At 44.5% G+C, this 19,048-nt stretch carries 17 protein-coding genes; 10 read left to right on the top strand and 7 right to left on the bottom strand.

Going from position 1 to position 19,048, the window contains the following annotated elements:
- Positions 1–188: 188 nt before the first annotated feature.
- The 3 genes from ftsY to AACT52_RS18410 all read left to right on the top strand — a co-directional run bounded on the left by ftsY (position 189) and on the right by AACT52_RS18410 (position 4,883).
- Positions 189–1,868 (top strand): signal recognition particle-docking protein FtsY, encoded by a 1,680-nt coding sequence (ftsY, locus tag AACT52_RS18420; protein WP_073627003.1) that lies wholly within the window; start codon positions 189–191, stop codon positions 1,866–1,868.
- A 780-nt stretch (positions 1,869–2,648) separates the two neighbouring features.
- A complete protein-coding gene (locus AACT52_RS18415) occupies positions 2,649–2,783 on the top strand; it encodes a hypothetical protein (protein ID WP_272937052.1) in 135 nt (44 codons plus the stop codon).
- 699 nt (positions 2,784–3,482) lie between these two features.
- Complete coding sequence (locus AACT52_RS18410; RefSeq protein ID WP_073627001.1) at positions 3,483–4,883, top strand: GAF domain-containing SpoIIE family protein phosphatase; 1,401 nt, start codon at positions 3,483–3,485, stop codon at positions 4,881–4,883.
- Between the two features lie 48 nt (positions 4,884–4,931).
- Here AACT52_RS18410 and AACT52_RS18405 read toward each other — a convergent pair whose 3' ends face one another.
- Positions 4,932–5,981, bottom strand: coding sequence for a DUF2278 family protein (locus AACT52_RS18405; RefSeq protein WP_073626999.1), 1,050 nt, complete (start codon positions 5,979–5,981; stop codon positions 4,932–4,934).
- A 59-nt stretch (positions 5,982–6,040) separates the two neighbouring features.
- Between AACT52_RS18405 and AACT52_RS18400 the strand changes: the two genes are divergently transcribed.
- The gene (locus tag AACT52_RS18400; RefSeq protein WP_272937051.1) at positions 6,041–6,172 is read left to right on the top strand and encodes a hypothetical protein; all 132 of its coding nucleotides are present in this window, start codon (positions 6,041–6,043) and stop codon (positions 6,170–6,172) included.
- A 111-nt stretch (positions 6,173–6,283) separates the two neighbouring features.
- Here the strand turns inward: AACT52_RS18400 and AACT52_RS18395 are convergent, their stop codons facing one another.
- Positions 6,284–6,910, bottom strand: a complete 627-nt coding sequence (locus tag AACT52_RS18395) for a hypothetical protein (protein ID WP_073626997.1) — start codon at positions 6,908–6,910, stop codon at positions 6,284–6,286.
- Between the two features lie 69 nt (positions 6,911–6,979).
- On the opposite strand from AACT52_RS18395, the gene psbP reads away from it, so the two are divergent.
- Both psbP and AACT52_RS18385 read left to right on the top strand, forming a co-directional pair.
- Positions 6,980–7,525 (top strand): photosystem II reaction center PsbP, encoded by a 546-nt coding sequence (psbP, locus tag AACT52_RS18390; protein ID WP_073626995.1) that lies wholly within the window; start codon positions 6,980–6,982, stop codon positions 7,523–7,525.
- A 22-nt stretch (positions 7,526–7,547) separates the two neighbouring features.
- Positions 7,548–8,141: a Maf family protein gene (locus AACT52_RS18385; protein WP_073626993.1), complete on the top strand. Its 594-nt coding sequence runs from the start codon at positions 7,548–7,550 to the stop codon at positions 8,139–8,141.
- Between the two features lie 137 nt (positions 8,142–8,278).
- Here AACT52_RS18385 and AACT52_RS18380 read toward each other — a convergent pair whose 3' ends face one another.
- Positions 8,279–8,530: a toxin-antitoxin system HicB family antitoxin gene (locus AACT52_RS18380; RefSeq protein ID WP_073626991.1), complete on the bottom strand. Its 252-nt coding sequence runs from the start codon at positions 8,528–8,530 to the stop codon at positions 8,279–8,281.
- Between the two features lie 108 nt (positions 8,531–8,638).
- On the opposite strand from AACT52_RS18380, the gene AACT52_RS41440 reads away from it, so the two are divergent.
- Entirely contained in the window at positions 8,639–8,773 is a 135-nt protein-coding gene (locus AACT52_RS41440; protein WP_143172697.1) for a MerR family DNA-binding transcriptional regulator, read from the top strand.
- Positions 8,774–8,879: 106 nt separating this feature from the next.
- Here AACT52_RS41440 and AACT52_RS18375 read toward each other — a convergent pair whose 3' ends face one another.
- Positions 8,880–9,185, bottom strand: coding sequence for a small RNA NsiR4-regulated ssr1528 family protein (locus AACT52_RS18375; protein ID WP_041040093.1), 306 nt, complete (start codon positions 9,183–9,185; stop codon positions 8,880–8,882).
- Between the two features lie 308 nt (positions 9,186–9,493).
- Here AACT52_RS18375 and AACT52_RS18370 point away from each other — a divergent pair, with 308 nt between their 5' ends.
- The gene (locus AACT52_RS18370; protein WP_073626989.1) at positions 9,494–9,910 is read left to right on the top strand and encodes a hypothetical protein; all 417 of its coding nucleotides are present in this window, start codon (positions 9,494–9,496) and stop codon (positions 9,908–9,910) included.
- A 66-nt stretch (positions 9,911–9,976) separates the two neighbouring features.
- Here AACT52_RS18370 and AACT52_RS18365 read toward each other — a convergent pair whose 3' ends face one another.
- The 3 genes from AACT52_RS18365 to AACT52_RS18355 all read right to left on the bottom strand — a co-directional run bounded on the left by AACT52_RS18365 (position 9,977) and on the right by AACT52_RS18355 (position 13,887).
- Positions 9,977–10,231, bottom strand: a complete 255-nt coding sequence (locus tag AACT52_RS18365) for a hypothetical protein (RefSeq protein WP_073626987.1) — start codon at positions 10,229–10,231, stop codon at positions 9,977–9,979.
- A 174-nt stretch (positions 10,232–10,405) separates the two neighbouring features.
- Positions 10,406–13,546, bottom strand: coding sequence for a phosphoenolpyruvate carboxylase (locus AACT52_RS18360; RefSeq protein WP_073626985.1), 3,141 nt, complete (start codon positions 13,544–13,546; stop codon positions 10,406–10,408).
- A gap of 113 nt (positions 13,547–13,659) precedes the next feature.
- Complete coding sequence (locus AACT52_RS18355; protein ID WP_073626983.1) at positions 13,660–13,887, bottom strand: hypothetical protein; 228 nt, start codon at positions 13,885–13,887, stop codon at positions 13,660–13,662.
- A gap of 388 nt (positions 13,888–14,275) precedes the next feature.
- On the opposite strand from AACT52_RS18355, the gene AACT52_RS18350 reads away from it, so the two are divergent.
- Positions 14,276–17,293, top strand: coding sequence for a DUF1574 family protein (locus tag AACT52_RS18350; protein WP_073626981.1), 3,018 nt, complete (start codon positions 14,276–14,278; stop codon positions 17,291–17,293).
- Positions 17,294–17,471: 178 nt separating this feature from the next.
- Complete coding sequence (locus AACT52_RS18345) at positions 17,472–18,971, top strand: MBOAT family O-acyltransferase (RefSeq protein WP_073626979.1); 1,500 nt, start codon at positions 17,472–17,474, stop codon at positions 18,969–18,971.
- The last annotated feature ends 77 nt before the right edge of the window (positions 18,972–19,048 follow it).

Here is a 19,048-nt window from a genome sequence, read left to right as displayed (position 1 = left end):
AATGCCAAGTGACTTGATTGGTCGCACTCCAACCTTAAATTTTTTTTCCTTATCTCTCTTTTGCTTGCAGGGGAGTAAAAGAGGGTAGGGGGGTTATCTTTGGTAAACATTTCGCTAAAAAAGAGTGAGAAGTTGAATTAAACTCATAATTTAGATAAAAACTTAAGTTTTATAACAAACTAGCTGCAATGGTTTTTAATTGGTTCCGTCGTCAACATAACGAGCCTTCTGGTACTCCCTCTCCACAGAAGCAGGAAGAAACTCCTGCTGCAAAAGAACCTCAACCACAACCAGCCGAAACCTCAACCTCAGAAACTGCACCTGAGGTAGCGACTGACTTACTGGCTTATGCGAAAGCTGCTTATAAGAATATCCAGCAAAGGCAACAACCCCAGCCAGCAGAAACGCCAGGAAGTGAGGTAACAGCTGAAGCACCACCAGAAGAACCTGAAACAGAACCAGTTCAGGCAGAAACGGCACAACCACAACCAGCAGCAGAAACGTTACAACCTCCACAAGAAGCTGTTGTGACTGCGGATCAAATTACTGCCGAAGAACCAGATGGCACAGATGAACTCAGCACACCACCAGAGGTGCCAGTCATTGCCGAAGAACCAGATGCTGAAAGCTTTTTTACCACAGAAATCGCTTCACCAGAACCCACTGAACCAACAACACAAGAGGTAACGCAGCCATCAGCACCTGCCACTCTATCATTTTTAGAAAGAGCAGCAGCAGAACGGCAAGCAAGACAAGAAAGACTCATAGCAACCGCAATAGAAGTCCCAGAACCAGAGGTTCAACAGCAGGTAGCTGCAACTACCACTGCGCCAGAGGTAGCAGGGGAAATTCCTGGGCTTGACTTAGATGAAGGGTTCTTGTGGTCAACAGAAGTCCTGGCGGCACAAGGTAGGCGTCCAGAAGATATTTCTTTTGAAGAAATCACTTGGCTGAAAAAGCTGCGGCAAGGCTTAGACAAAACCCGCCGTAACATCCTCAACCAACTCAAGGCAATTGTCGGACAAGGACCACTTAACCAAGCAGCGGTAGGGGAGATTGAGGCATTGCTTTTACAAGCCGATGTCGGTGTGGAAGCAACAGATTACATCATCAGCACTCTCCAGAACAAGCTTCGCCAAGAAGTCCTGCCACCAGAGGAGGCGATCGCCTACCTGAAAAGCATCTTGCGAGATATGCTGGATGCACCAGTCAAACAATCTAGTAAACCTATCTTTGTCCCAGAAAAAGAAACTCTCAACGTTTGGTTAATTACTGGGGTAAATGGCGCTGGCAAAACCACCACTATCGGTAAACTCGCACACCTAGCAAATAAATCTGGCTATAAATGCTTGATTGGTGCAGCGGACACCTTCCGCGCTGCCGCTGTGGAACAGGTTAAGATTTGGGGCACTAGAAGTGGTGTCGAAGTTATTTCCAATCCTGCGAAGAATGCAGATCCAGCAGCAGTTGTGTTTGACGCCATCTCTGCTGCCACAGCACGAGGAATAGAATTGCTTCTCGTGGATACCGCCGGACGACTACAAAATAAGAAAAATTTGATGGAGGAACTCAGTAAAATCCGTCGCATTATTGATAAAAAAGCCCCTAATGCTAAAGTCGAGTCCCTTTTGGTTTTAGATGCAACTTTAGGTCAAAATGGATTGCGACAAGCTGAAGTCTTTTCCCAAGCGGCACAACTGAGTGGTGTCGTTTTGACTAAGCTGGATAGTACTGCTAAAGGAGGCGTTGCCCTTGCCGTGGTGCAGCAGTTAGGCTTACCTATTCGTTTTATTGGTGCTGGCGAAGGAATTGAAGATTTGCGTCCTTTTTCTAGCTATGAGTTTGTGGAAGCACTCTTGAATGGTTAGCTTGATAAATTATTGAAGATTGCTGCACAGGGATTTGATTGTGGAGACGTTCTGCCTTACAGCGCTTCTGATTTGGTTGCAATACAGTTATACCAAGCGTGAAAAAAGAATGCGACAGATATACACTGCCAAACCCTGGTTATATCTCAATACGGTTCAGTTAAAGATTGTTGGTGATAGCGAACGCGAGTGCGTACCCGCAGAACACTTGTAGAGACGTTGCATGTGAGTCCAGCGCTGCGGGAGGGTTTCCCGCAGCAGGCGACTGGCGTTCGCGTAGCGTGCCGAAGGCATACCCGAAGGGCAACGTCTCTACATTCACGTCCATATAACGGTTTTCGTCTGATTTGAACCGTATTGGGTTATATCTGGCTTTCTTAATGCCGTACAGAGATGAATTTTGAATTGGTATTATGGCGGTTCTCAATTGAAAAGAATACTGTTTTAGACTCTTGTGGGATGGGCATCCTGCCCGTCCTACTATCCGGGCGGGCAGGATGCCATTGGTGTCAATTTAAGCCAAAACCCTGTCTTTAATCTCGGGCGCGGTGAGACACCCCTGCAGGCGGGTTTCCCAACCTAGGGGACTGCCTGCCTCATTCGGGAGGAGCTGAGTGCCAAAGGCACACGCACTCGCGTTCGCTAACGCGCAGCGTCTCCGTGCCTCTTTCAGAGGTCGCACGGTACAGGCCTCAAGCCGTGCCCGTAAGCGCAAAGCGCACACCGAAGTGAACGCGCAGCGTGTCCGTAAGGACTCAGGGCTCAGGAGATACCCGAAGGGTGGTTCCACCTGGAAATGCGGTGGGTGCGGCTCTTGAGCAAGCCTGGGAGGCTCTGCCTCCCAGTAGGCATTCCCAGCCTGAGGCTGGGAACGAGGCAAACAAGACAATCTCTCAAAACATTGTCGCTTACTGACTTTCACCTTAAGTTGACACGCATGGCAGGATGCCCACCCCACAAAACTTGTATTGTACTCAAGTAAGAACCCCTATATTCGTGGCAATGCCCACCCGAAAGAAAACCGCTGTAAGTCAAAATTCCCTGACTTAATATTTAAAAATATTCTCTAGTGGTAAATTAAAGATTTAAAGAGTGACGGTGAAACAGCAACTGATTGTCTAACTTTTAGATGAAACGTTCTATTTTATACTGTTTTTCGATTTGGTGCCGCAGCTTGTACCTGTTGGTGTGATGATTTATCTACAATGCATTTTTGTTTACATATTTTTAGCTATGTGGATAAGGGTAAGCCTTTACAATGATCAGACCCTGAGGTGCAAGCAGGCATTTTTGACACTTAACGGTTGAGAAGCCAAGCTATTTTATATATCCAAAGGTATATGACGAAGTTATTAAAGTATGATATATTTTGGAGCTTATCAGCGTGTATCTAGAATGGTTGTTTTTTGCAGGTCGTTTTGTGCTAAAAGTATATGACTCTAAATTGTATATATTAAGAAATTAAATAAGCAAATGAAATACGAAAGACTTTTAGAATTTACACCTTACGTTTTTCTACTCTTGCTAAACTGACAGGCTTGTCACAATATAGTTTAGCAATCCAAAAACGAAAGTATTTATAAGGAATATAAAACAAGAATAATGTAAATCACAATGGTAACTGTGCCTCAACCACCGTCTCAACCAACTGACAGTAATAGTGGTGCCCCGACAACTCAGGTCACTCCAGTTGTGGCACTCAAAGAACTCGTGGCACGGTTGCACCGAGAACAAAATAAAATTCAAGATTTACTGAGTTCTTTGGGATTTGCTTTGCGAAGCTTCAATAATTTGAATCAGTTTTTGGAACTGATTCCTTTGATGGCAACAAGAGTCACAGATGCAGATGGTAGTGCCCTATTTCTGTACAAACCTAATGGTCAAGTAAGATTAGAACAGCTGCATTGGCAGGATAGTGGGCAGCGTAAGAATATCCGCAAGGCACTAGAAACAGCAACGAGTCAAATCACATATGTCCCCAATACCCAACCTTTAGCAATGACCACGGGTGCGTTGGATGACTATATGCATCGCTGCTTGGGACCAGATATACAAATCTTTGGTACGGCGATTCTGGTAAAGCATACAGAACGGGGATGGCTTTACGTTTTGAGCCGCGAACCAGAATATACTTGGACAGAAACCAGACAAAAGTTAGTCCGCCTAGTGGCAGATCAAACGGCTGTAGCAATAGAAAATGATGAACTTGCCGTAGAACTCAGAAAAAAAGAACGCCTAGACCAAGAACTAGAAATTGGCGCAGAAATTCAAAGGCGACTTCTGCCACGCCAATGCCCTAATATTTCAGGTGTTGCCCTTGCCGCACGCTGTAAACCAGCTAATCGTGTTGGCGGAGACTACTACGACTTTATTCCTACAAATCATAATCAAATTCAGCCAAACAACAAAAGCAGTTTAGATGCAGATGGTCGCTGGGCTTTGGTGATTGGTGATGTTATGGGCAAAGGAGTCCCTGCAGGACTGATTATGACTATGATGCGGGGAATGCTGCGGGGAGAAGTGTTACACGGTCATCCTCCCAAACGAATCCTGCAAAACTTGAATCGAGTGATGTATGCAGATTTGGAAAATTCCCATCGCTTTGTCACTCTATTTTACTCAGAATATGATCCGAAAACACGGATTTTGTCTTTCAGCAATGCAGCACACAATCCGCCAATGTGGTGGCATGCGGCAACGAAAACAGTGACTCGTTTAGATACCTTTGGAATGCTTATTGGTTTAGATGCTAATAACCAATACGAAGATGGTCAGGCACAGTTAGAGCCTGGAGATATCATTCTTTATTATACAGATGGCTTGACCGATGCAGCTGCTGCAAGTGGCGATCGCTTTGATGAAGAAAACCTCGTTGTGGTATTTAGCTACGCTTGTAGGATTTGTAGTGGACCAGAGGAAATTCTAGATTATTTATTTAACCAAGTGCAACAATTTATTGGTGGCGATAAGCAAAACACCGATGATATGACATTGGTAGTACTGCAAGCACAATAGTTAATTGTTAGTAGTTAGCAAGAACAGACACTAACAATTAACAACAAATCAAAACACAATCGTCCAACCCTGCTGTTGGGCATCTTCCTTCGTGTAGGAAACACCGTCAATCTTAATTCCTTTGTCATCAACAAGGGTGATGATGCCCCCATTATTGGAAAGCTGAATATTTTCTCCACTTAAAGACACTGTGACAACTCCGCCAGGTGAGATACTCAACCCTTGAAGGCGGTGCTTACGTTTGAGGCTGTCAGCAATTGCCCAATTGGTCAAATCAACTTTTTCTGGTGAAGAGTTGATTAAAGTAATAGACTCCTTGCCTGTATCTTCCTTACGAGGATTCACCAAAGCAGCAACAATTTTTACCTGCGCCTTCACAGCAGAAACACCTGGTTCCACTGGTTCAGTTCCCACCCTTTGATCTATGGCTATGGGATTGCCAGTACGATCATCAGTGTGGAAGGACTGGGATTGAAATGCAAAAAATGCCGCAACCCAGTGGTCGTGTGAGCCTTGCGCAGAGGGATAATGAATCAACAACGCCCCATCTTGAAAAACCCCATTTTCCCTGGCAAAATTCCCACTGTTGCCCTGGTTCATATGAATATTATGAACGCCTCTTCCCGGTTTAAAGTCGAACACTTTGTCAGGCTTATTTTCTGGTCCCCACGGTTCCCCAAAGGCATAGACAACTGCTTGAGTGTCAATTGCCCGTTGAATGTGCGAGTCAATCAACTCGTTGAGGTCGTTGTTTTCTCCAGGTAAATTGAAGGGCAATGGTTTGAGATTATCGACTTTAAATAAGTTTGCTCGGATGTAGTCCAGTGCAATTTCCCCAGCCTTTCTCTGTGACTCCTCAATCTCCGTAAAGCCAAAGTTCAATTTATCGAGTTTGTCAGTGATGAAATGTTCAAAATCATCATCGACAAAATAGAACAAATCGAAAGGTTGCTCAACTGATCTAACGTTGATTGCAAGACGATACGAAAACTGATCGTCCTTCACATGAACTTGATAATGCGGGGCTTCTTTGTCAAGTTCCTTCTTGCCAGCGATCGCATGACATTTTAAAACACCGTAACCTTTGTCCAAACCCATAAAACCTTTCCTTGTAATTATTCTGACCTGGATTGATTGAGTAACTCAAAGAGTGGCTAATGACAAGACAAGCCGATGGTCTGATGATGGATACAGCTTGTCAGTCCCAAAGGCGAACAATTCCTCGTGTTGCAACTCTTTATGAACTTCGGTACCTTTACAGTTATTGGTGTGTGCCAAAACAGCAATAGTATAACCTTTTACACCTGGTTTGTCCTCTGATATCCTAGTTCCCTGTTATTAGGCACAGCAGTACCCAGCTGGGTGATTTTTGCTTGTTTTGTAACTTGTTTTGTAAACAGTCACCGACAAACAAGCGCTAGCCAACTTGGGTACGCGTAAGAATTAAGAGCAAGTAACTTTAAGCCACGATAAGTCTTAAATACCCAACTTGCTGTTGTCTGAAGGTTCTCCATCAAACGAGTATCTTCGCCAAAAGCTTCAAACGCAAGACTCCACCAAGCATTTTCTTGAATGATCAAATGGGTAAGTTCTACTGTACAACCGTTGTCGATACCTTCATTTTTTGAAACAACAGGTTGTGGTGGAAACTCAGGGAAAACTTGGTAAAGTTGTGAATAGCGAATTTTCTGGACACTTACCCATGAAGCGTTGTCTAGAACGAGGTTTGGTTGAAAACTTTCTTCTGTAGGATCACAACACAGCCACTTGCCCCATTTCTCTGTGTTACCCAAGACGAATTCGCCAAAACGCCCAACACCTAATTCTGCTTTGCGCCATTTGACTTCTAGCCGTCCTTGACGCAATTTGATTCCCAAGAAGTCACACGTTGGTGAGTAAAGATACAAATCTTCCCGTTCTTCTGGTGGTTGTAGCGGTTCAATCAGACAATTTTGCTTAAACCAAAGTTCAACCTCTTGCGGTATTGTGCCTGGGTAAAACCAGCGTAGTTCGTAAGTTGTCAGCATACATGGGACAATGAAAACGAGAAATTACACTTGCCTTGTGTTGCTTCCAGCCTAAAGGAAACTGTAGAAATGTGGAAAAGAATTGTATTGATTTTGCTATTGGTGTTTAGCTTCAGCTTGAGTCATTCTAGCGCGGCGGCGGCTGCGGGACTTAAAAGCTATGTAGACACCACTGATGGTTATGAGTTTTTATATCCTAACGGCTGGGTGCAAGTTAAAGTTGCCAACGGTCCGGATGTGGTGTTCCACGACATAATTGGGGTGACTGAAAATATTTCTGTAGTGATTAGTCCAGTTCCAGAAGGCAAAACTTTGAAAGAACTAGGGACACCAGGAGAAGTAGGATATAAGTTGGGAAAAAACGCTCTTGCTCCTGAAGGTTCTGGTCGCACAGCTGAGTTAGTCAATGCCGCAGAGCGGGAATCTAATGGAAAAACATACTATCTTTTAGAGTACACAATTTCTCTACCTAAGAACCAACAACGCCACAACCTTGCTAGTGTTGCTGTCAGCCGTGGCAAACTTTTTACGTTCAATGCCTCAATTCCTGAAAGACGTTGGGGTAGAGTCAAACGATTAATTGAAGAATCACTAGAGTCTTTCTCAGTTTACTAGTTCTTACTTCCATACTCCTCCTATGGGCAGCCCATCCTTTGTACTCGCCTCTGCTTCTGTTGCACGACGCCGCTTGCTGCAAACAGCCGGAATTCAGCCTTTCGTTTGTGCCAGTGACTTTGATGAGTCACAAGTTCAAATAAATGAACCTGCACAATTGGTAAAAACTTTAGCCCAACGAAAGGCAGAAACTGTCGCCCCTCAGTTTCAATCTGCTTTAATCATGGGTTGTGATTCGGTTTTGGCTATTAACGGCGAAATTCATGGCAAACCAGCAGATGCTGAACAAGCACGTCAACGCTGGCAAAAAATGCAAGGTGGTTTTGGCGACCTTTACACGGGTCATGCCTTAATAGATAACACACAGAACAGAACTTTAGTCAAGTACCAGGTAACAAGAGTTTACTTTGCACAACTGAGCGATCGCACCATTGACGCTTATGTCGCCACAGGTGAACCTTTAAAGTGTGCTGGTGCGTTTGCCCTTGAAGGTCGTGGAAGTCTGTTTGTGGAAAAAATCGAAGGTTGCTACAGCAACGTGATTGGACTGAGTTTACCTCTCTTACGGCAAATGCTAGCCGAACTAGGGTATAATGTTACGGATTTTTGGCATTAAAGCCATGTGTAAAACCCCCTGTGTTCCTTTTAAGGGCACGGTTGTTTCAATCCACAAGGGAGAATAGTTTGTCAATATCGTTGGATAGAAATCTGTAAGCGGAGGCGATGGAACAATAACTCTTTCGGCGCAAAATATTAAATTGATTCATCTCCTGGTCGAGGTGGTTCACCACCAGAACGACTCATAATCCGGTTGAAAGCAGCAAAGTCAGCTTGTGCCTTACGTTCAACAAAAAACTCAGATGTTTTCATCGCTGAAATTTTCTCTGCTACAGCAGTGGCAATAAATTGATTGACACTGACACCATCTTGTGCTGCCAGGCGTTCGACCTCCGTCTTAAGAGAGCGTGGTAGCCGCAAGGCGTAATTTGCTGGGGAGTTTTTCATCTTTTCTGATTGCTTCTCTTGGGAGAAGAACTTCAATATCAGAGAGCAAAATTAAATAGCCAAAAACTTTGCTAAACTTACTTGTAGTTATTTAGTGCGAGTAAGTTTTTGGGGTGGAAGGTAGGAGAATTTGCAAAACTGGTTGGCGTTTCTACATCTACGCTGCGAAGATGGGAAAGTCCTGCGGGTCTTTCTAGAATAAAGCCGACGCATTTGGGTAAGGGACACGGCAGACTTGGTTGATTAACTAGTCAGCGTGGATATTTGTGAAGTATCCACACTGTCCCCCGCTCTTAGACAGCGATCGCACAAGGTAGCACACTGTCTTTGGGCAAATCGCCCTTTGGTATCACTTTGGACCGTAGAAAAAGGCAATTTCTTTTTCTTTTAAGGGGGCAAAACCAGCATCTATCAGCTGTTGGTTGAGTTCTGCTTGGGGGATGTGTTTTGCTCCAATTCGCACAATGCGCGATCGCATAGTATTGCTAACTCCGCTGCGCTGTCTGTTCGCTTCTAGCCCCATGACTTTGTGATAAAGTTCCAGCTTAACGGGGGGAATAGGGGAACCATCAAAATCAATTCCGCGTGCAATTGCTTCATCAATGGCATCAGCGCCTTTGGTTGTTTGGTTCTCTTGGTTAATTTCAGTAGTCATGCAATTTAGTCTCACCCTTACTAGAGAATTTTACCAGCCAAGGTGCATTTCCTTTCTTTCGCAGGGCTTTGTTGCCCCGGACATAATTTTTCGTGTTGTACCCCCCAATCCCCAATCTCCCGCTAATCCCCAATCCCTAATCCCTAATCCCCAATCCCCAGCCCCCTTCACTTCATGGAGGGAAAAGCGCTATATTCTTGACTTTTGGCTTCTGTTGAGCTTTTTTGCTGTATGTTTCGACATACGCTTGTCACTTTTGGAGCTTTTGGTTTAATCTCAAACCAACGGTAAAGCATAATAGTTGCGCTATGTCAGACCCTCACACTCCTCGTCAAAAAGACCGTGCCCTAGAAAAAGCTCTAACCAACAAAATCATTGATGATTATTTTGATAACTCAGAAAGCTGGTTGCGAGCAATTTTGCGGATGTGTATCTTCTCTTTGGGTCATTTGGATGGACAACCTGTATTTGTCGTAGAGTGTCCCAATCAAGCAGTAGCTAAACGGTTGAGTCGAAAAACTCATCCTTTTAGAGGAATTGTATATTATTTAACTGATAACTTTAACGCTGGCGATCGCACAGGTGCCAGCCCCGTAGCAGGCGATCGCTCTATGTTTTGCTACCGAGAGCCTTCTGATGGAACTTGGCGTTGTTTTGACACCAGGACAAACTCCTGGAAAACTCTGAGTAAACCACAAACGCCAGCAGCCCCAACTGATAGTTAAGAACGAAGAGTCAACACAGAAGACTCAAGAAGGAAACTTTTCTTTCTTGTTTCTTCTTTCTTCTTCCTATTGCCGACTTTGGCGTGTCACTAAACCCCCAACAAACGCACCCAAAACAGTTCCTGTCCACAGTCCTGTTGTGCTCCCTTGCCAAACTGCCCCTGGTGTTACCAAAGCGTTACACATCTCCTTCAAGCCCCAAGGTTGGTTTTGACACTTCTGACTGTGGAGACTTATAGCCATTTGCCCTGCAATGTAAGCCCCAGAAAACCCTGACAGGAGTGCTAAAAAGGTGCAAATTAAAGTTCGATTTTTAGTCATTAGTCATTAGTGAGCCAGCGCTATGCAGGAGGGTTTCCCGACAGCAGGCGACTGGCGAACCCGAAGGATCATTAGTCATTGTAGAGACGCGCTGTTTGAAGCGTCTCTACATCTTAGTCATGAGTCCAAACTTCTGGGCTTTGGACTCATGACTTTTGACAAGAGTGTAGCGGATCAACCAGTATTTCTCATGCCTGCGGCGATCCCGTTGATGGTTAACAATGCCCCTCGCAACAACTCGCCTTTGCTGTAACGAGAGTGAATAACTCCGGAGGTTACATTAGTTCGAGCTTGGCGCAGGCGCTTGAGCAGGGAAACCTGTATGAACCCTAGCGGTACGATTGTACCATTACGTAACTGCACCGAACGTTGCAATATGGGGTCTCCATCCAAAAGCCGTTGATGACCGGTGATTTGCAAAACCAAATCCCGTGTCTGGTAGAATTCATTGGCAATTTGTTCAAAAACCTTCTCTAAACGAGGTTTGTCTTCAGGCTGGGACAATTCCTGAACATACTGCCGTGCCATTTGTAAGTCTACTTTTGCCAAGGTCATTTCTGCCTTGGAAATCACCATTTTGAAAAAGGGCCACTTGATATAAAAATAACGCAGCAACTTCAGATGTTCTTCTGGTTCTTCGTTTAAGAATTCTTGCAATGCTGTACCAACACCATACCAAGAAGGTAGCAAGAACCGGGTTTGCGTCCAGCTGAACACCCAAGGAATTGCCCGCAAACTGCTTAAATCTTTCTTCCCAGATGGACGACGCGCAGGACGAGAGCTAATTTGTAGCTGGCTAATTTCCTCAATTGGGGTGACTTGATGGAAAAAGTCAATAAAATCAGGTTGTTCGTAGATGAGGTTGCGGTAGTGAGCACGCGATCGCGCTGCTAGCTCTTCCATGATTTCATTCCAAGGTTCTATATCATCGAACCCCGTTCGCAGCAAGCTTGCTTGAATGACAGCAGCGGTGATAGTTTCCAGATTATACAGTGCTAAGTCTTGTAAGGAGTACTTAGAAGCCAAAACTTCTCCCTGTTCGGTAATTTTGATGCGTCCATTGATACTATGACCAGGTTGAGCCAAAATAGCTTCATAAGCTGGACCACCACCGCGTCCAACAGAACCACCGCGTCCGTGGAAAATCCGCAAATTCACACCATATTCTTCTGCAACTTTCTGTAGTGATTTTTGAGCTTTATGGATTTCCCAGTTACTGCTTAAAAATCCAGAGTCTTTATTACTGTCAGAATACCCCAGCATCACTTCTTGTAAGTTGGGCGTGAGCGGGGATGAAGGGGATGAGGAAGATGACGAAGATGAGGAGGATGACGAAGATGAGGAGGATGTTGCTCCCCCATCTCCCTTATCTCCCTCATCTCCCTTATCTCCCCCTGCTTCCCCTGCTTCCCCTGCTTCCCCTGCTTCATATCCTCCTGCTAGTAAAGCGCGATACAAGGGCAATGCAAATAGCTCTCGCATGACGCTTGTTGAGCGCCGCAAGTCTTCTACGGTTTCAAACAAAGGAACAACCTGAATACTACCAACAGCAGTACCGGGGTCATAAAGCCCGGCTTCCTTAGCGAGTAGCAACACTTCCAGCACGTCGCTTACTTGGCGACACATACTGATAATGTAAGTTTGGCAGATGTTATAACCAAACTCTTGTTGCAGCGATCGCACAACCCGTAAAGTTTGAATGACATCGTTCGTTTTTTCGGAAAATGGCAGTTCTGCTGGAATTAACGGACGGCGTGTTTGCAGTTCTCCAACGAGCCAAGCAACTCTCTCGTCTTCTGTTAGTTCGTCGTAAGGAACTTTTAAAACTCCCAAGTACTCTAGGACTTCGTTTAAAGCATCTGAGTGACGTGATGATTCTTGGCGGATGTCGAGATGCGTCAGGTTAAAACCAAAAATTTCTACCTGACAGATGAGGTTTTCCAATTCCCTACAGCTTAAACCTGTTTCTGTCAAGTTGCGTTCAATCAAACGCAGTTCTGCTAAAAACTCTGCTCCTGAGTGGTAAATGGGGATATTATTCCTCTTGAGAGTTTCTCGTTTATACAGAGCCAAATTGCGATCGCGAGTATTTTCCAGCCGCTTGAGCACATAAGACAGCTTCAAGCGATATGGTTCTTGGCGAAAGCGCAGAGCCAGTTGCTCGTACACTTCACTGAGTTGGGACTGCTCCAACTCCAATGATTCCAGCAAGTCTGGTAAAATATCACTCCAGTGCAGCGATAAACTCAACAAGTTAATTAACTTCTTCACCGACTTGATGTATTTTTCCAACACCATATTGCGCTGATAGCAGGCTGTTTCCCAGGTGATATCTGGTGTCACCGATGGGTTTCCATCCCTATCTGCTCCTACCCAAGAGCCAAACCTACAGAAGTTTTTCCTGGGAGGTTCCAACCAGGGAAAAGTGCTAGATAATGCATATTTGAAGCGTTTGTACAAGTGGGGAATGGCATCAAATATCACTTCTTGGAAGTAGTGCAAGGCATAGTCTACTTCATCTAATACCTCAGGTTTAAACTGGTGTAGCTCGTCGGTACGCCACCACAGGCGGATTTCTTCGAGCAATTGTTCTCGCACTTCCTGTGCTTCCCAAGCAGGAGCACCATTGGTAGAGCGTTTTTCCACTGCATCCAACTGTTGCAACAGATCAACCACGCGCCGCTGCTTATCGCGAATTGTATGACGGACAATTTCCGTTGGGTGCGCGGTGAACACAAGCTGCACGTCCAACTGAGCAATGAGACGTTGAATTTGCTGTGGTGGGACGTTTAGATTGAATAAATGAGGGAACAAACTGGCAAAAGTCCCTCTTTTTTTGCCGTTGGAGTTGACTTGCCAACTTTTTGTCAGTAAATCTGCTCCTAGTCCACTGTTAACAGGATTTTCTGCTTCTTCCTGGTTAGATGAACATATGAAATCTGGTAGAGTTTGTTGAGTGCCTTGCTCTGTTTCTACCTCATAACGAATTAATTGCTGCCGTTGTTCGTAGTCCTGTTCTATGATGTTGATCAACTGGAAATACAAAGCGAAAGCACGAGCTGCTCGAATTGCTTCGTTGATGTTCAGCTGCTCTATCAACTTGAATACAGAGGAAGCTTGGTCGTTGATTGCTTGTCCCTCTGGCGAACAAAAATCCCGTAGTTGGCGCAGTAAGTCTACCATCTTTTGACCGCATTCTTGCCGAAGAACAGACTCCCACAATTCCTCGACGACTTGGAGGCGATGGCGCAAAAATAAATCGGAGGCGGGGTAGATATTTACTGCCTGAGTAAAAGAGTATAAAAGGGAACTCATATCCTCTATTGTGGTTAAGGAGGTTAATATTTATGAATCTTTGTTTGGAACTTTCTTCGTTCTGGCAATTGCCACAGAAGCATTGAGTATCCAAAGTCTATTTTTTCGCTTCGTTATTCTTCGTTCTGCTCAGGGAAGTTAAGAATGGGTAGGCTCACGCCTCGAAACAATTCTTCACTTGCTTCTCCGAGCGCTTGTAAGTTTTCTCCGGCAGTTTTTGAAGCTAAAAGCAGCAGTAATATAGACACTGTACCAACTTGCAACACAAAAGACTGGGGAATGGTAAACAAAACTAGATTTAATCCAGAATCAGATGAAGGACGGTCCGTGACAGGTGACATTGGTATTTCCTAGGAGTTCAATAATGAAAGGAACGAAACCCAAAACTAGACAAAAGTGAATCCTGCTTTGTTTACACAACTATCTTTGCCGATTGTGCAAAGTTATAAGGTAACAAAATTGTTAAAAAAAACGACATAGTGTGATAATTCTATGGTTCTAGTTTACAAGGAATTGGGGATTGGTGATTCAGAATAATGAATTGAGAATCATTCTACTTACCAGTCCTTAGTATCCAGTCCCTTAATCACTCAATTCACCGACATGCACACCCGCATGAAAACCCTTATTTTCTGCTTGCTCCTCGGTTACATGCCTTGGGGGTAGGGTGCATTGCGGTGAGCCAAAGTACTATCCCCCAACACTCGCTTCCTGTAAAGTCAACTTCCCATGAAAAGAGAATTACCAGAGCGCCAAAAATTTTTAGTGCAGTGGGTAAGCAAAGCAACAGGGATTAGCACTTTCGGGGTGAAAGTCCGGTTGCAAGGAAACGACCTACACATTATGTGTGAAGGTAGAGAATGTCCTCAGCGTTGGCGAACTCTGTCTGATTTGCTGCGAGCATTACAACAAACAGACTTGGATATGCTAACTAGCTTTGAGCAACCCGCGATTTACCAAGTCTTCGTCTACGGAAAGAAAAAAGGGGAAAAACGAGCGAAATGGTGTCATAGGGTTTACCTGAATCAACTTGATCGGCATTTAGAACAGGTGGATCAAGCCCTGCTAGAAGATGAGGAATCCAAACAACCTCGCGGGGCGCTAATTGTTTCTAACGAAAGTTTGGCACGCCAAGGACATCCAGAGGCGATCGCTCGCTACCTTAGTGAAACGCTAAGTCCTTTTGGTATCGCTGTACAAGTTAAAATTATCAAGCAAAAATCCACACAAAACAATCAGAAAAATCAAAGTCGCCTGTGGATATTTTGTGAATCGAGTTACAGCCCAGATCCATCTTTAATTGCTGAACCAGTCGCCCAAAAATTACGTAATCTTAAGCTTTCTGGCTACCAAGATGCTGTGATTGCTTCGCGAGTCAGTGGTGAAAACAAGGTAGATTGGGTGATTAGGGTGGATTTGACACCATCCGAGGTCATGCTTAAGGAATGGGCGCGTTGGGGAGATGTGCAAGCGCTGTCACGATTGTTAAATGAGACGTTGTCAGAATCGAAAGTGGCAGTAGAGGCAAATCTCAAAGAATCTACACTACATATATTTTGTACCCCAGCTTCAGACCCACTCTTCAGTGCCTCAGCACCAGAGAAGGAGCTGTGTTTAGGGTTTATAAGACCCCTTTTGGAAGCAATAGCCCCCCAAGGCATTGTTGCTGCCACAGTGTACGGACAAAAAACAACAGACAACAAACCAGCATGGGTTGATTGGTTCTCCTTACCTGCTAACGAACATCCAGCTTTAGCAATATCAGCCCTAGAGCTGGCGAGTTCTGGCGAGAAAGATGCTATTGTTTTCTTACTTGAGCGTTTGCTCAACCCTGAGCTGGATTCGCGTCTCAAAACGGGAGGTATTCGCGTCCTTTTGCTCTCTCGAGGGGATTTGTTACACATCATGTGTGATGCACCCGTTTGTCCAGCACGCAAACAAGTTGCCTCACAAGTGACTGAGTTTGTGCGCCAGTTAAAAATCCCTGGAATTATGGGTGTGCGTGTCTATGGTCGTCGTGCTGGCAACAAGGAACCTTTTTGGCACTACGGCGTCGATTATCAGCACCGCCAACATTTGGTACCAGAAGCGACTCCAGAATTTGCCGCGACTTCTGCCTACGTTCGCGAGCTTTTACCCTCTGTTACTGACGAGCCAGTGCTGCGCCCCGAAACCACTGAGGAAGTTTACACTTTTGTCACCCAAGTGGCTGAAGATTGGAGCGCAACTGTAAGAAAAATTCTTTTGGCAACGCAGCTATTTACTGATGTCGAACAGTCACACGAACAAACGACAGATCACCATCATGGACTGAGAGTTGCCTTGGTGTGGGGTACGTTGGGATTATTGCTGACCTTACAAACCGATTGGATTTTGGGTAAAGTTATGTCTGGCAGTATACCCTTAACACCCACGGTTGCCAACGTTTCGCCCAAATCACCCTCTACGACTTCTGAGGCTGAGCAGAAACAAAGAACTGTGTTTTTTACTAGCACGGATGCAGAAAAATCTCCTCAACCTGGGAAGAATATATCGAATGGTTCTGGGTTGACGCAAGCAGATAACACCCAGCCAAGAAATTTGCCAGCCTCACCATTGAAGCAAAAGGCAACACCAACTGCCATTCTTTTAGCAACACGTTCTCAGAAAGCGGGAGCATTGCTAACGCAGATACCAACTTTCAATGCTCAGCAGTTAGATGAACAACTCGCACTGTACAAACAGCGTCTGGCAAAAACTGGTCATCCGCCAGATGTGCTGATTATTGGCTCTTCCCGCGCTCTTAGGGGAATAGATCCTGTCGCTCTTTCCAAATCTTTGACAACTCAAGGTTCTTCTAGTATCGATGTTTTTAACTTTGGCATTAATGGTGCCACAGCGCAAGTCGTCGATTTTATCCTGCGTCGAGTTCTTCAACCAGCAGAACTGCCAAAACTGATTGTTTGGGCAGATGGTTCCCGTGCTTTTAACAGCGGTCGAGAGGATATTACCTTTAGAGCGATCGCTACATCACCAGGATATCAGTACGTATTGGAAAAAACACCAGAACAAACAAGTTCTACTGACAGAATCAACAGCATAGAGCAGCAAACAGACAAAGAAACAACAACCGGGGAAACCCAGCAAGGTAGCAGCTACAAAGCAGTAGATGAGTGGTTAAATAAAGGTCTAGCTGCTTTATCTGCTAGCTATCAAAAGCGCGACAATCTCAAAAATCTTTTGAAGCAACAATTCAATTCTTTGCCTATTATTAGCGACGCAACCCAACTAGTCAAGAAAAAATCGAATAGCATCAATCCAGAAGAAGATGCTTCACAAGCAGTTGACTTTGATGGATTTCTTCCTCTTTCTATCCGCTTCCAGCCTGCTACGTATTATCAAAAACATACAAAAGTCTCCGGAGACTACGACAACGACTACAAATCTTTTCGACTCGAAGGTGATCAAGATGCTGCTGTACAAGCACTACTTGAATTTACCCAGTCTCAAAAAATAACCTTAGTCTTTGTGAATATGCCTCTCACTGCATATTATTTAGACGAAATCCGCTCAAAATATGAGCAAGAATTTCAGCAGTATATGCGGCGTTTGGCTGCTAATCCAAACTTTATTTATCGAGACTTAAGTCAATTATGTCCCAAGGCAATTGACTACTTTTCTGACCCCAGCCACCTCAACCGCTACGGTGCCTACAAAGTCTCGCAAAAGCTTGGTAATGACCCGATGATTCCTTGGCCCTCTAAATAACAGATGGGGGAAAGTCAAAATACTTTACTTTTACTAATAACTAATGACTAATGAAGATGTACAGACGCTTCAAACAGCGCGTCTCTACAATGACTAATGACCCTTCGGGTTCGCCAGTCGCCTAGGTCGGGAAACCCTCCTGCATAGCGCTGGCTCACTAATGACTAATGACTAAAATATGAACTTTATATCAATTCTCTACGGGCTGTTCTTGTTAAGTGTGCTAGGAATTTACTGGTCTGTGGCACAACAAAAGTTACGGCTATGGACGTTGCTAATTGCTAGCATTGTGTTCTATGCATCTTTGCAAGTTCATTACATTCCATTACTACTAGCACTCATTTTTATTACCTTTCGTCTCGGACGAGAAATTGGTGAAAGCACTATACCAGAACCAGATACTTTAGATTGGCAGTTTAAGAACGAAGAGCGGCAATATGCTCAAATTGATTGGAATCTTCGCCGTCTCAAACTTTTATGGCTGGGTATAGTTTTGAATGTTTTTTTACTACTGGGTTTTAAATATTTGCTGCCTTTCTTAAGGTTTCTTTTCCCCAGTATTATCACCTCCGAAGCTGACTCTTTTAAATTAATTGCACCTTTAGGAATTTCATTTTTTACCTTTGAGTGCATTGCATATTTAGTTGATGTGTACCGTGGCGCACCTCCTGCAAAAGAATTTCTCCAATTTGCTGCATACAAGTTTTTCTTTGCCAAACTCATTTCAGGTCCCATTACTCGTTTCCACAACTTAGCGAATCAATTTAAAAATCTCGGCTTGCTCACTCCTGATATTGTGGCAGAGGGACTATGGCTGATTGCTAGGGGTGCAGTTAAAAAAGGTATTGTAGCAGACCACTTGGGAATTTTTGTTGATTTATGTTTTAGCAACTTGCAAAGAGCAGGTAGCACGGATTTATGGTTGGCGACTTTTGCCTACGGCTTCCAGTTGTATTTGGATTTCAGCGGTTACGTAGATATTGCCCGTGGGAGTGCTTTGCTATTTGGGTTGGTTCTACCTCAAAATTTTGACTTTCCCTACTTCAGCACCAGTATTGCAGACTTTTGGCGACGCTGGCACATCACTCTAGGGGATTGGCTGCGTAATTATCTGTACTTCCCCTTGGGTGGTTCCCGTCAAGGATTGGATCGCACCTGTTTGAATTTGATGATTATCATGCTGATTGCGGGTATTTGGCACGGAGCCGCATTAGGTTTTGTCGTCTGGGGTCTATTGCACGGGTTAGCTTTGGCAATTCATCGGTTCACTGATGCTATCAGCGATCGCTTTGAGGATTTGGAAAATTTTTGGCAACAGCCACTAGGTACAATTTTGGCTTGGTTCCTCACGCAGTTTATGGTTTTCACCTCTTGGATCTGGTTCCGCCTACCGAACCTCGAAGAATCTTCTTTAGTATTTCAACATCTTTGGGGTTATCCTGCCGATGAGCAATTTGCTCAAAAGGTTTATGTCGATGCCCTCAATCTAAGCCAATACCAACTGGTGATGCTGCTCCTGATTTTAGCTACTGTCATGGCTGTGATCTACGCCTTTAACCGAACACTCAAGTTACAGTTCAACTGGCCCGTAAAGCTTGTGTTCGTGCCTTTGTGTTTCTACAGTGTTTGGTTACTCGCTCCTGAAGGTAGCTTGCCTTACATATATTTTGACTTCTAGTTGAAATTGGGTGTGAGACAATCCTGACTAACTTTGTAGTGAGGAATGCGCGTCCTCTTCCACGAAAACAAGGACTG

The organism is Scytonema sp. HK-05 (assembly GCF_963872035.1).
In the GTDB taxonomy this organism is placed as follows: Bacteria; Cyanobacteriota; Cyanobacteriia; order Cyanobacteriales; family Nostocaceae; genus Kalymmatonema.
This window is presented reverse-complemented; position numbering and strand designations above follow the sequence as displayed.